The following is a 13,701-nucleotide window of genomic DNA, read 5'->3' as shown; positions in this document are numbered from 1 at the left end:
GTTACGCGCCTTCCCGCCGTCCAGATTAGCGATTGTCTTTAATGATTATGCGTCTTAACAGCGTTCAGACGCACCATTTTTACCGCCACCGACATAAAGCCCCGCAGCCCGACGATTTATTGCCCCTGGCGCGGTACCCCCAATGCCCGACGCATCAGCCCATCGAAGGCGCGATCGGACAACAAGCGCCGCAGAAAAATCAACGGTTTCGCGCCAAACCCCACCGCATAGCGCGTTTTCGGACGATGGGCGGCGACGGCTTTGGCGATCGTATCGGCAATCACGCTCGGCGGCGATTGCCGTTTCTTGCTGGCGTCGCTGACCATGGCGTGGGCGACAGCATGAGCCTGAGCGGCGTACTCGCTCTGGCCGGAAACGCCGATCAGTTTTTCCGCGGCGATATCCGCCCATTCACTCTGGATGCCGCCGGGTTCGATCACCACGACGTCGATGCCGAAAGGTTGCACCTCCATGCGCAGACAGTCGCTGATGGCCTCCAAGGCGAATTTGGTGCCGTGATACCAACCGCCCAGCGGCGTATGTATTTTTCCGCCCATCGACGTAATATTGATGACGGTGCCGGAGCGCTGCGCTCGCATGTGCGGCAAAATCAGCTGCGTCAGCCGAACCGCACCGAACACATTCACATCAAATTGAGCGCGAGCCTCATCCGCAGAAACGTCTTCAATAGCGCCATAGGAGCCGTAGCCGGCGTTATTGACCAGCACATCGATACGCCCCGTTTCGGCGATGATGGTCTTTACCGCCTGCGCCATGGAAGCATCGTCGGTGACGTCCAACGGCAAAACGCGAATGCCAGCGGCAACCAGAGCCTGCATGCGCTCAACCCGGCGGGCGGCCGCATAAACGGTGTGCCCGCGCTGCTTTAACGTGACGGCGGTGGCTTCACCAATACCGGACGAAGCGCCGGTCACCAGGATCACTTTGGACTTCATACTGACTGCTCCTTATTAGGATGATTGCGTTGGCGACTGCCTGCGCAGTCTGTATGTTGTCCACTTTAAGCGACGGGCCCTGCCGCAACCATGTCGAACCGCGCCAATCAACTCGCAGAATGCGCCAACGTGAACAGCGCCTCTCGGCTAATTCAGCCGCATCGCCTGGCGAGCCGCTTCCGGCGTTTGCCCTGTCCATTCGTGAAAGGCGCGAAAGAAAGAGTTCGGCTCTTCAAAACCGAGCAAAAAGGCAATCTCTCCGCTGGTAAGGGTCGAATGCTTAAGATAGTGGCGCGCCAATTTTTCCCGGGTGCCGTTGCTCAGCGAACGAAAACTCTCGCCCTCATCTTCCAGACGCCGCTGCAGCGTCCGGCGGCTCATGCCCAATCTTGCCGCCACCGCATCGATGCCGGCGGTATTGCTGGGAATCAACTCCAGCAGCACCGCACAAACGCGCTCTCCGGTGGTTGCCGTGGCGCCCAGTTCACTGAGGCGACGACGCAGCTCGGGTTCGAAAACGCGCCACATGCCCTCATTCACTGTCAAAAAGGGACGCAAGGCATCTGCGGAGGAGAAAGTAATGCCCGGCCCTGCCCCAGGCGTTACCGCGCAGCCGAAGAAGGCTGCCAAGGGGCGTGAAAGCGCTGCAGGCGGCAGTTCAGGCAAGGTGATACGGCGCGCTTTTACCGGTTCGCGCGTGGCAAGCTGCGCCAGCCGAACATAAAATGCCAGCTCAGCCACCAGCAAAGACGCCGGTACTGCCTCCTCCGCCAACAGCCAGCGGGGTGAAATCGTCATTTCGCCTTCAGGGCCGATGGCGAGCTCCAGGCTCATCGGCGCCGTAAGTTGCTTGTATTTCGCTAACCGCTGGACAGCTTGCGCCAGATTGGCGCTGCACAGGGCGGCGAATATCGGAGGGTCAAACGATTCCGTTGACATCAGCGCAACGATTTTCAACGGAAACAACGGGTCGCCCGTTCCTTCCTCCATCGCGCGCCAGAAGCGGAAATATTCTTCCGTTGTGATCCCTTCAGCGGTGCGTGACAACAGATCTTCAGGCAATGCAGCCCGGCGTAAAACATCCGTCGGCTGGAGTCCCAGATCTTTCAGCAGGGTTCGCCAGCCGATATTCATGAGAAAGGTAGAGTTGCGCGTCATGGAATCCTCATCGCAGAGTCATAGGGAAAGGCATTCCCCGCTCGGAATACCTGTTGAGTATAAAGAAATGGCGTGCGTCTTGATGGGCGAAGCACGCCATTTTCATAGCCGACTGTGCCATTGCTGCGGCTTGAGCGTTATTCACACTGAGAAAGTTCGCGCACGCTAAATTTTTCGACACTCGCGCATTGGCGCATTGCCCGCCGGCCCCGTCTCGGGTAAAGTCGCCCCCCTTCATTGGCATGGGGACAAAAAAGAGATGTTTATTGGATTCGACTACGGGACAGCCAACTGTTCCGTTGCAGTGATGCGCGACCACGGCCCCGAGCTGTTGACGCTGGAAAACAACGCGCCCTATCTGCCTTCGATGCTGTGCGCGCCGACCCGCGAAGCGGTGAGCGAATGCCTGCACCGCCATTGGCAGATCCCGACCGGCAGCGAAGAAAACCAGCAGTTGCTGCGCCGCGCCATCAGTTACAACCGCGAAGAAGACATTCCGGTCAACGGCGACAGCGTGCTGTTCGGTCTGCAGGCGCTGGCGCACTACATGGAAGATCCGGAAGAGGTGTACTTCGTGCGCTCGCCGAAATCCTTCCTCGGGGCCAACGGCCTGAAACCGCAGCAGATCGCGCTGTTCGAAGACCTGGTGTGCGCCATGATGTTCCACATCAAACGCCAGGCGGAAAACGTGCTGCAGACCGGCATCGATCAGGCGGTGATCGGCCGGCCGATCAACTTCCAGGGCATCGGCGGCGACGAAGCCAACCGGCAGGCGCAGGGCATTTTGCAGCGCGCCGCCGAACGCGCCGGTTTCAAGGACATTGAATTCCAGTTCGAGCCGGTGGCGGCGGGGCTGGACTTCGAAGCGACGCTGAGCGAAGAGCAAACCGTGCTGGTGGTGGACATCGGCGGCGGCACCACCGACTGCTCGGTGCTGCTGATGGGGCCGCAGTGGCGCGACCGCGCCGATCGCCAGCAGAGCCTGCTGGGCCACAGCGGCTGCCGGGTCGGCGGTAACGATCTGGACATCATGCTGGCCTTCAAACAGCTGATGCCGCTGTTCGGCCTGGGCGGCGAAACCGCGAAAGGCATCGCCCTGCCGGCGCTGCCTTACTGGAATGCGGTGGCGACCAACGACGTGCCGGCGCAAAACGATTTCTACAGCGCCGCCAATGGCCGCGTGCTGCGCGATCTGATCCTCGACGCGGCGGAGCCGGAAAAGGTCAAGCGCCTGCTGAAAGTGTACCAGCAGCGCCTGAGCTACCGATTGGTGCGGGCGGCAGAAGAGAGTAAGATCGCCCTGTCCGGCCAAACGGCCATCAGCGCGCCGCTCAATTTCGTGCAGGCCGATCTGGCGGAGAACATCAGCCAGGCTCAGCTCGCCGACGCCATCTCGCAGCCGTTGATGCGCATTCAGGAGCAGGTCAGCGCCGCGCTGGCCAGCAGCCAGACCGCGCCGCAGGTGATCTACCTGACCGGCGGCAGCGCGCGCTCCCCCCTGCTGCGCGCCGCGCTGCAACAGCAGCTGCCGGGCATTCCGATCGTCGGCGGCAACGACTTCGGCTCGGTCACCGCCGGGCTGGCGCGCTGGGCGCAAACGCTGTTCCGTTGACTGCCCACGGGCGCGGCTCGCCGCGCCCTTGTTCATTGGAGGCTATGCATCATGTCGACCATCCTTACCCTCGACAGCGCCAGACTGCGGCTGCGCCCCTGGCGCGACGACGACCTGCCGGCCTTCGCCGCGCTCAACGCCGATCCGCAGGTCATGCGCTATTTCCCGGCGCCGATGACGGCCGAGGAAAGCCGCGCGCAGGCCGAACGCATCCGCGCCTTCCTGCAACAGCACGGCTGGGGGCTGTGGGCGGTGGAAGTGAAAAGCGGCGCGCCCTTTATCGGTTTTGTCGGGCTGGCGCGGCCGGGCGACGACCTGCCTTGCGCCCCCTGCGTGGAGATTGGCTGGCGGTTGGCGGCGGCCCACTGGGGCAACGGCTACGCCGCTGAGGCGGCGCGCGCCGCGCTGGCGTGCGCCTTCGACACGCTGCATTTGCCGGAAGTGGTGTCCTTCACCGCCGAAGATAACCAGCCGTCGCGCCGGGTGATGACGCGCATCGGTATGCGCTTCGACGGCGAAACCTTCCTGCACCCGCGTCTGCCGGCGGGCCATCCGCTGCAACAGCACGTCTTGTACCGGCTGAACCGGCAAACGTGGCGCGAACGCCACGGCGATTAATACAGCGTATCCTTCAGTCGCTGCGGCAGCGCGCTGTCGTACTCCTCACCGTCGAAGCGCGTTTGGCTCACCGCGGCCAAAATATGGCCGGGGCTGGGCAGCGCCGAACGTTCGAGGCGGCTGCCCTCTTCCCACAATCCCGAACGCAAGATCGCCCGGCTGCACTGGAAGAACACCGCCTCCACCCGAATGCGCAGCACCGAACGCGGCAACTGGTTGCGGTGAGCGAAGCGCTGCAGCACCGCCGGCGCCACCACGATCTCCGCCCGCCCGTTAATCCGCAGCGTTTCGCCGATGCCGGGGATCAGCAACAGCAGCGCCACCCGGTTATCGTGCAGGATATTGCGCAGGCTATCGATGCGATTATTGCCGCGCCGGTCCGGCAGCAGCAGGGTTTTCTCGTCTTCGATCTGGATAAAACCGGCCGGATCGCCGCGCGGGGAGACATCCATGCCGTCCGGCCCGACGGTCGAGAGGGCGGCAAACGGCGCCGCCTCGATAAACGGACGGTACGCCGGGTGGATATAGCTGACTTCTTTAAAAACCGAGGGCGCGGCGGGTTTGCCGTAAAGCTGTTCCAGCGCCGCGAGGTCGTTGATGATATCGCCAGACATTGCAGTTTCCTGAATAAGTCATATTGACCCCTTCAGCATAGAGCAAAATCGCCGGCGGCTTTTACTCAGCGCTGGCGTGGTTCAGCGTCTGAATGTCGTCCGCATCCAGCGTCAGGCGGGTGGCGCTGACCAACTCATCCAACTGCGGCAACGAGGTGGCGCTGACGATCGGCGCGGTGATGCTCGGGCGCGCAATCAGCCAGGCCAGCGAGACCTGCGCCGGGGAGCTGCCGTGTTTGCCCGCCACCTGATCCAGCGCCGCCAGAATGCGGAAACCGCGCGGGTTCAGGTAGCGTTCGACGATGCGATCGCCGCGCTGGCTTTTGCCCTCGTCCGCTTTGCTGCGGTATTTGCCGGTCAGAAAACCACTGGCCAGCGCGAAGAAATTGATCACCCCGAGCCCGTGGCGCTGCGCCACGCCTTCCAGCTCGGCTTCATACCCTTCGCGCGCATACAGATTGTACTCCGGCTGCAGGGTTTCGTAGCGCGCCAATCCGTTGTTCTCGCTCACCCGCAGCGCTTCTTCCAGGCGATCCGCCTGATAGTTGGAGGCGCCGATCGCCCGCACCTTGCCGGCTTTGATCAGCGCATCGAACGCCGCCAGCGTCTCTTCCAGCGGCGTATCGCGGTCATCGTCGTGCGACTGGTAGAGATCGATATAATCGGTTTGCAGACGGCGCAGCGAATCTTCCACCGCCTGCTGAATATAGCGCGGCGACAGCCCCTGTTTGCCTTCGCCCATCGGTTTGCCCACCTTGGTGGCGATGATCACCTGGTCGCGCTTGCCGCTCTTCTTCAGCCATTCGCCGATGACGGTTTCCGATTCGCCGCCCCGGTTGCCCGGCGCCCAGCTGGAATAGACATCGGCGGTATCGATAAAGTTGAGCTGATTGTCCACCAGCGCATCCAGCAGACTGAACGAGGTCGCTTGATCCGCCGTCCAGCCGAACACGTTGCCGCCAAAGGTCAACGCCGGCACCTGAATGCCCGAACGGCCCAGTTGTTTCTTGCTCATCACAAAGGCTCCATGGGTTAAATGATTTTCCTGTTAATTATTAGCGCCAAATGCAGGAAATCGTTAAAACGTATTGGCTATAAGCCGGAATAAATCACTTATAAACATAGCACGCGCAAATCACCCACTTATTAAGACAATGCTGACGGTTCCTCCATATTTCCTTCATTTTTATGCCGTCTTCGCTGGCTAAACTAGTATCCTGTAAGGAGTGTCATTTTTGTGGCAATGAGTGCCCGCGCCCCTGCCTTTTGGAGAGAATTTTCACCACCATGAATGCAAAACCCCAACGTCGTTCCCTGCTGCTGCGCCTGCTGGCTGCGGCGATTGCGATCATCGTCGCCGTTCTGGCCTGGCGCCATTTCAGCGCCGTTCAACCGACCGCCGGGACGACGCCGGGCGCGCACCAGGCCGCCGGTAAAACGGGAGCGGGCCGCGCGGCGGGCGGCAGACGCGGCGCGCCGATGTCGCCGGTGCAGGCGGCGACAGCCACGCAACAAACCGTGCCGCGCTATCTTTCCGGCTTGGGCACCGCCACCGCCGCCAATACCGTGACCGTCACCAGCCGGGTCGATGGCCAACTGATGGCGATCCACTTTACCGAAGGCCAGCAGGTCAAAGCCGGCGATCTGCTGGCGGAGATCGATCCCCGGCCGTTTCAGGTGCAGCTGACCCAGGCTCAGGGGCAGTTGGCAAAAGATCAGGCCACGCTGGCCAACGCCCGGCGCGATCTGGCGCGCTATCAGCAGTTGGTGAAAACCAATCTGGTTTCCCGTCAGGAGCTGGATACGCAGGCCTCGCTGGTGCAGCAGACCGAAGGCGCGATCAAGGCCGATCAGGGCGCGGTCGACAGCGCCAAACTGCAGATCACCTACAGCCGCATCACTGCGCCAATCGACGGCCGCGTCGGCCTGAAACTGGTCGACGTCGGCAACTATGTCACCAGCGGCAGCACCACCGGTCTGGTGGTGATCACGCAGACGCACCCGATCGACGTAGTGTTCACGCTGCCTGAAGGCAACATCGCCGATCTGCTCAAGGCGCAAAAAGCCGGGCCGGTGAGCGTCGAAGCCTGGGATCGCACCAACCAGAACAAGCTGACGACCGGTTCGCTGCTGAGCCTGGACAACCAAATTGATACCGCCACCGGCACCATCAAGCTGAAAGCGCGTTTCGCCAACGAAGATGACGCGCTGTTCCCCAACCAGTTCGTCAACGCGCGACTGCAGGTGGATACCCTGCACGACGCGGTGGTGATCCCGACCGCCGCGCTGCAGATGGGCAACGAGGGCAACTTCGTCTGGACGCTCGGCGAAGACAACAAGGTCAGCAAACATCGGGTCACCGCCGGCGTGCAGGACAGCCGGCAGGTGGTGATCAGCGCCGGCCTCAACGCCGGCGATCGGGTGGTGACCGACGGCATCGATCGCCTGACCGAAGGCATGCAGGTGGAAGTGCTCGCGCCGAGCGAAGCGCCTGCGGCGGCCAACCCCAAGCGCGAACCTGACGTTCAGAGGAAGTCCTGATGCAGGTGATGCCTCCCAACGCCGGCGGCGGTCCGTCCCGCCTGTTTATTCTGCGCCCGGTCGCCACCACGCTGCTGATGGTGGCGATATTGCTGGCGGGGATTATCGGCTATCGCGCGCTGCCGGTGTCCGCCCTGCCGGAGGTGGATTACCCCACCATCCAGGTGGTGACGCTATACCCCGGCGCCAGCCCGGACGTGGTGACCTCCGCCATTACCGCGCCGCTGGAACGCCAGTTCGGCCAGATGTCCGGCCTGAAGCAAATGGCGTCGCAAAGCGCCGGCGGCGCCTCGGTGGTGACGCTGCAGTTCCAGCTGGCGCTGCCGCTCGACGTCGCGGAGCAGGAAGTGCAGGCGGCGATCAACGCCGCCACCAACCTGCTGCCGAACGATCTGCCCTACCCGCCGATCTACAGCAAGGTTAACCCCGCCGATCCGCCGATCCTGACGCTGGCCGTGACCTCCACCGCCATGCCGATGACGCAGGTGGAAGACATGGTGGAAACCCGCGTGGCGCAAAAAATTTCTCAGGTGACCGGCGTCGGCCTGGTGACCCTGGCCGGCGGCCAACGCCCGGCGGTGCGCGTAAAATTGAACGCTGCGGCGGTCGCCGCCTATGGCCTGAACAGCGAAACCATCCGCGCCGCCATCAGCAACGCCAACGTCAACTCGGCGAAAGGCAGCCTTGACGGCCCGACCCGATCGGTCACCCTGTCCGCCAACGACCAAATGAAATCTGCCGACGACTATCGCCAGCTGATCGTCGCCTATCAGAACGGCGCGGCGATCCGCCTGCAGGATATCGCCACCATCGAACAAGGGGCGGAAAACACCCGGCTGGCGGCCTGGGCCAACAAGCAGCAGGCGATCGTGCTGAACATTCAGCGCCAGCCCGGCGTCAACGTCATCACCACCGCCGACAGCATCCGCGAAATGCTGCCGACGCTGATTAAAAGCCTGCCCAAATCGGTCGACGTCAAGGTGTTGACCGATCGCACCACCACCATCCGCGCCTCGGTCAGCGACGTGCAGTTCGAGCTGCTGCTGGCGATCGCGCTGGTGGTGATGGTGATCTACGTGTTCCTGCGCAACGTGCCGGCGACCATTATCCCCAGCGTGGCGGTGCCGCTGTCGCTGGTGGGCACCTTCGCCGCCATGTACTTCCTCGGCTTCTCCATCAACAACCTGACGCTGATGGCGCTGACCATCGCCACCGGCTTCGTGGTGGACGACGCCATCGTGGTGATCGAGAACATCTCGCGCTACATCGAGAAAGGGGAAAAACCGCTCGACGCCGCGCTGAAAGGGGCCGGCGAGATCGGCTTCACCATCATCTCGCTGACCTTCTCGCTGGTGGCGGTGCTGATCCCGCTGCTGTTCATGGGCGACATCGTCGGCCGCCTGTTCCGCGAGTTCGCCGTCACGCTGGCGGTGGCGATTTTGATCTCCGCCGTGGTGTCGCTGACGCTGACGCCAATGATGTGCGCGCGCATGCTCAGCCACGAATCGCTGCGCAAGCAGAACCGTTTTTCCGCCGCCTCCGAACGCTTTTTCGAGCGGGTGATCGCGCGATACGGCCAGTGGCTGAAAACGGTGCTTAACCATCCCTGGCTGACGCTCGGCGTGGCCGTGGGCACCCTGGCGCTGACGGTATTGCTGTATCTGCTGATCCCGAAAGGTTTCTTCCCGGTGCAGGACAACGGCATCATTCAGGGCACGCTGGAAGCGCCGCAGAGCGTCTCGTTCAGCAACATGGCCGAGCGCCAGCAGCAGGTCGCAGCGCAGATCCTCAAGGATCCGGCGGTGGAAAGCCTGACCTCGTTCGTCGGCGTCGACGGCAGCAACGCCACGCTCAACAGCGGCCGGTTGCAGATCAACCTGAAGCCGCTGAGCGAACGCAGCGACCGCATTCCGGCGATCATCAGCCGCCTGCAGCAGCAAACGGCGCAGTTTCCCGGCGTGAAGCTGTACCTGCAGCCGGTGCAGGATCTGACCATCGATACCCAGGTCAGCCGCACCCAGTACCAGTTCACCCTGCAGGCGATGTCGCTGGACGATCTCAGCCTGTGGGTGCCGCAGCTGATGGATGAGCTGAAACAAACCCCGCAGTTGGCGGACGTCACCAGCGACTGGCAGGATCAGGGGTTGGTGGCCTACGTCAACGTCGATCGCGATTCGGCCTCCCGCCTCGGCGTCACCATGAGCGACGTGGACAATGCGCTGTACAACGCGTTCGGCCAGCGCCTGATCTCCACCATCTACACCCAGGCCAACCAATACCGCGTGGTGCTGGAGCACGACGTCAGCGCGACACCGGGGTTGGCGGCGCTCAATGAGATCCGTCTGAGCGGCAACGATGGCGCCGTGGTGCCGCTGAGCGCCATCGCCAAAATCGAAGAGCGCTTCGGCCCGCTGTCGGTCAACCATCTCGACCAGTTCCCGTCGGCCACCGTTTCGTTCAACGTCGCCGACGGCTACTCGCTCGGCGAGGCGGTGGACGCGGTCACCCAGGCGGAAAAAAATCTCAACATGCCAAGGGACATCACTACCCAATTCCAGGGGGCGACCCTGGCCTTCCAGGCGGCGCTCGGCAGCACGCTGTGGCTGATTTTGGCGGCGGTGGTGGCGATGTACATCGTGCTGGGCGTGCTGTATGAAAGCTTCATTCATCCGGTCACCATTCTCTCCACCCTGCCGACCGCCGGGGTCGGCGCGCTGCTCGCGCTGATGATGGCCGGCAGCGAGCTGGACGTGATCGCCATCATCGGCATCATCCTGCTGATCGGCATCGTGAAGAAGAACGCCATCATGATGATCGACTTCGCGCTGGCGGCGGAACGCGAGCAGGGCTTATCGCCGCGCGACGCCATCTATCAGGCCTGCCTGCTGCGTTTCCGGCCGATCCTGATGACCACGCTGGCGGCCCTGCTCGGCGCGCTGCCGCTGATGCTGAGCACCGGCGTCGGCGCGGAGCTGCGGCATCCGCTCGGCGTCTGTATGGTCGGCGGTTTGATCATGAGCCAGATCCTGACGCTGTTCACCACCCCGGTGATCTACCTGCTGTTTGACAAACTGGCGCGCAACACGCATCGCCAGCCGGATACGCAGGAGTTGCCGTGAGATTCTTCGCCCTGTTCATTCACCGGCCGGTGGCCACCACCCTGCTGACGCTGGCCATCGCCATCAGCGGCGCGATCGGCTTTCGCCTGTTGCCGGTATCGCCACTGCCGCAGGTGGATTTTCCGGTGATTTCGATCAGCGCGTCGCTGCCGGGCGCCTCGCCGGAAACCATGGCGTCTTCGGTGGCGACGCCGCTGGAGCGCGCGCTGGGCCGCATCGCCGGGGTTAACGAAATGACGTCGATGAGCTCGCTCGGCAGTACCCGGGTCATTTTGCAGTTCGATCTCGATCGCGACATCAACGGCGCCGCGCGCGACGTGCAGGCGGCGATTAACGCCGCGCAAAGCCTGCTGCCGACCGGCATGCCGAGCCGCCCCAGCTACCGCAAGGTCAACCCTTCCGACGCGCCGATCATGATCCTGACGCTGACCTCGGACACCTACAGCCAGGGGCAGCTTTACGATTTCGCCTCCACCCAGCTGGCGCAGAAGATCAGCCAGACTGAGGGCGTCGGCGACGTTTCCGTAGGCGGCAGCTCGCTGCCGGCGGTGCGGGTGGAGCTGAACCCTTCGGCGCTGTTCAATCAGGGCGTGTCGCTGGACACCGTACGGCAGGCCATCGCCAACGCCAACGTGCGCCGCCCGCAGGGCGCCGTGGAAAACCCGCAGCAGCGCTGGCAGATCCAGGCCAATGACGCGCTGAAAACCGCCGACGCCTACCGCCCGCTGATCGTTCATTACAACAACGGCTCGGCGGTGCGTTTAGCCGACGTGGCCGAGGTCAAAGACTCGGTGCAAGACGTGCGCAACGCCGGGATGACCGACGCCAAACCGGCGATCATTCTGGCCATCAGCCGCGCGCCGGACGCCAACATCATCGAAACCGTCGATCGCATTCGCGCCGAGCTGCCCGCCCTGCAGGAGAATATCCCGGCCTCGATTCAACTCAACGTCGCGCAGGATCGTTCGCCGACCATCCGCGCGTCGCTGGCCGAGGTGGAACAGTCGCTGGCGATCGCCATCGGGCTGGTGATCCTGGTGGTGTTCATCTTCCTGCGCTCCGGGCGCGCCACGCTGATCCCGGCGGTCGCCGTACCGGTGTCGCTGATCGGCTCGTTCGCCGCCATGTATCTGTGCGGGTTCAGCCTCAACAACCTGTCGCTGATGGCGCTGACCATCGCCACCGGCTTTGTGGTGGACGACGCCATCGTAGTGCTGGAAAACATTTCCCGCCACGTCGAGGCCGGCATGAAACCGATCAACGCCGCGCTGCTGGGCGCGCGGGAGGTCGGTTTCACCGTGCTGTCGATGAGCGTTTCGCTGGTGGCGGTGTTTATCCCGCTGCTGCTGATGGAAGGCCTGCCCGGCCGGCTATTCCGCGAGTTCGCCGTCACCCTGTCGGTGTCGATCGGGCTGTCGCTGATCGTCTCGCTGACGCTCACGCCGATGATGTGCGCCTACCTGTTGCGCCACCAGCCGCCGCGTTCGCAGCGGCGGGCGCGCGGCTTCGGCAAAATGCTGCTGGCGCTGCAGCAGGGCTACGGGCGCTCGCTGAACTGGGTGCTCGGCCACTCTCGCTGGGTGCTGGCGGTGTTCCTCGCCACCGTTGCGCTCAACGTCTGGCTGTATATCAGCATCCCGAAAACCTTCTTCCCGGAACAGGATACCGGGCGTCTGATGGGCTTTATTCAGGCCGACCAAAGCATTTCGTTCCAGGCAATGCGCGGCAAACTGGAAGACTTCATGAAAATCGTGCGCGAAGATCCGGACGTGGAAAACGTCACCGGTTTTACCGGCGGTTCGCGCACCAACAGCGGTTCGATGTTCATCTCACTGAAACCCCTGTCGGTACGCAGCGACGACGCGCAGAAAGTGATCGCCCGCCTGCGCGCCCGCCTGGCCAAAGAACCGGGCGCCAGCCTCTTTTTGATGGCGGTGCAGGATATCCGCGTCGGCGGCCGGCAGGCCAACGCCAGCTACCAATATACGTTGCTGGCGGACGATCTCGCCGCGCTGCGCGAATGGGAGCCGAAGATCCGCACCGCGCTGGCCGCATTGCCCGAGCTGGCGGACGTCAACTCGGATCAGCAGGATAAAGGCTCGGAGATGGATCTGGTCTACGATCGCGAAACCATGGCGCGCCTCGGCATTTCGGTGTCCGACGCCAACAACCTGTTGAACAACGCCTTCGGCCAGCGACAGATTTCGACCATCTACCAACCGCTCAACCAATACAAAGTCGTGATGGAAGTGGCGCCGCCCTACACCCAGGACGTGAGCTCGCTGGACAAAATGTTCATCATCAACAACGAAGGCAAAGCGATACCGCTCTCCTACTTCGCCAGTTGGCGGCCGGCCAACGCGCCGCTGTCGGTCAACCATCAGGGGCTGTCCGCCGCCTCGACCGTCTCCTTTAACCTGCCGGACGGCGGCAGCCTGTCGGACGCCACCGCGGCGATAGAGCGCACCATGACTCAGCTCGGCGTGCCGTCCACGGTGCGCGGCGCGTTCGCCGGCACCGCCCAGGTGTTCCAGGACACCCTGAAGTCGCAGCTGATCCTGATCCTGGCGGCGATCGCCACGGTGTATATCGTGCTCGGCGTGCTGTATGAGAGCTATATCCATCCGCTGACCATCCTTTCCACGCTGCCTTCCGCCGGCGTGGGGGCGCTGCTGGCGCTCGAGCTGTTCGGCGCGCCGTTCAGCCTGATCGCGCTGATCGGCATCATGCTGTTGATCGGCATCGTGAAGAAAAATGCCATCATGATGGTCGACTTCGCGCTCGAAGCGCAGCGCAACGGCGGCATCAGCGCCCGCGAGGCGATTTTCCAGGCCAGCCTGCTGCGTTTCCGGCCGATCATGATGACCACGCTGGCGGCGTTGTTCGGCGCGCTGCCGTTGGTGCTGACCAGCGGCGACGGCGCGGAGCTGCGCCAACCGCTCGGCATCACCATCGCCGGCGGCCTGGTGATGAGCCAGTTGCTGACGCTGTACACCACCCCGGTGGTCTACCTTTACTTCGACCGGCTGCAGGCGAAGTTCCGCCGCAACAAGCAACTGGCTCCGCTGCCCCATTAATGGCCG

At 63.1% G+C, this 13,701-nt stretch carries 9 protein-coding genes; 5 read left to right on the top strand and 4 right to left on the bottom strand.

Annotation, left to right across the window (positions count from 1 at the left end; all coding sequences use genetic code 11):
• Positions 1-116: 116 nt before the first annotated feature.
• Together CRO23_RS05805 and CRO23_RS05800 are read right to left on the bottom strand one after the other, a co-directional pair.
• Positions 117-956 carry an oxidoreductase gene (locus tag CRO23_RS05805; protein WP_016926715.1) on the bottom strand — a complete coding sequence of 280 codons (840 nt, stop codon included), beginning with the start codon at positions 954-956 and terminating at the stop codon, positions 117-119.
• Between the two features lie 147 nt (positions 957-1,103).
• Positions 1,104-2,114, bottom strand: a complete 1,011-nt coding sequence (locus CRO23_RS05800; protein WP_033639656.1) for an AraC family transcriptional regulator — start codon at positions 2,112-2,114, stop codon at positions 1,104-1,106.
• Positions 2,115-2,373: 259 nt separating this feature from the next.
• Between CRO23_RS05800 and yegD the strand changes: the two genes are divergently transcribed.
• Positions 2,374-3,726, top strand: coding sequence for a molecular chaperone (gene yegD / locus CRO23_RS05795; protein WP_033639655.1), 1,353 nt, complete (start codon positions 2,374-2,376; stop codon positions 3,724-3,726).
• A gap of 51 nt (positions 3,727-3,777) precedes the next feature.
• Positions 3,778-4,344 (top strand): GNAT family N-acetyltransferase, encoded by a 567-nt coding sequence (locus tag CRO23_RS05790; protein WP_097101554.1) that lies wholly within the window; start codon positions 3,778-3,780, stop codon positions 4,342-4,344.
• On the opposite strand, the gene CRO23_RS05785 is transcribed toward CRO23_RS05790, so the two are convergent.
• Together CRO23_RS05785 and CRO23_RS05780 are read right to left on the bottom strand one after the other, a co-directional pair.
• On the bottom strand, positions 4,341-4,958 hold the full coding sequence (locus CRO23_RS05785; RefSeq protein WP_016926711.1) for a pyridoxamine 5'-phosphate oxidase family protein: 618 nt from the start codon (positions 4,956-4,958) through the stop codon (positions 4,341-4,343). The two genes, CRO23_RS05790 and CRO23_RS05785, sit on opposite strands and share 4 nt — an antisense overlap.
• Before the next feature lie 61 nt (positions 4,959-5,019).
• Positions 5,020-5,973 carry an aldo/keto reductase gene (locus CRO23_RS05780; RefSeq protein ID WP_033632388.1) on the bottom strand — a complete coding sequence of 318 codons (954 nt, stop codon included), beginning with the start codon at positions 5,971-5,973 and terminating at the stop codon, positions 5,020-5,022.
• Between the two features lie 272 nt (positions 5,974-6,245).
• Here CRO23_RS05780 and CRO23_RS05775 point away from each other — a divergent pair, with 272 nt between their 5' ends.
• From CRO23_RS05775 to mdtC, 3 genes are read left to right on the top strand one after another with little or no spacing between them, the layout of a single operon-like run.
• A complete protein-coding gene (locus CRO23_RS05775) occupies positions 6,246-7,499 on the top strand; it encodes an MdtA/MuxA family multidrug efflux RND transporter periplasmic adaptor subunit (RefSeq protein WP_097101553.1) in 1,254 nt (417 codons plus the stop codon).
• Positions 7,499-10,618, top strand: coding sequence for an MdtB/MuxB family multidrug efflux RND transporter permease subunit (locus tag CRO23_RS05770; RefSeq protein ID WP_097101551.1), 3,120 nt, complete (start codon positions 7,499-7,501; stop codon positions 10,616-10,618). Before CRO23_RS05775 ends, CRO23_RS05770 begins: the two co-directional genes overlap by 1 nt.
• Positions 10,615-13,695 carry a multidrug efflux RND transporter permease subunit MdtC gene (gene mdtC / locus CRO23_RS05765; RefSeq protein WP_016926707.1) on the top strand — a complete coding sequence of 1,027 codons (3,081 nt, stop codon included), beginning with the start codon at positions 10,615-10,617 and terminating at the stop codon, positions 13,693-13,695. The genes CRO23_RS05770 and mdtC overlap by 4 nt, the downstream gene beginning before the upstream one ends.
• Positions 13,696-13,701 lie beyond the last annotated feature (6 nt).

The sequence above is a fragment of the Serratia sp. JKS296 genome (genome assembly GCF_900215445.1).
GTDB lineage: Bacteria > Pseudomonadota > Gammaproteobacteria > Enterobacterales > Enterobacteriaceae > Serratia > Serratia marcescens.
Note: the sequence above shows the minus strand (reverse complement) of the source record. Positions and strands in the feature narration are given on the sequence as shown.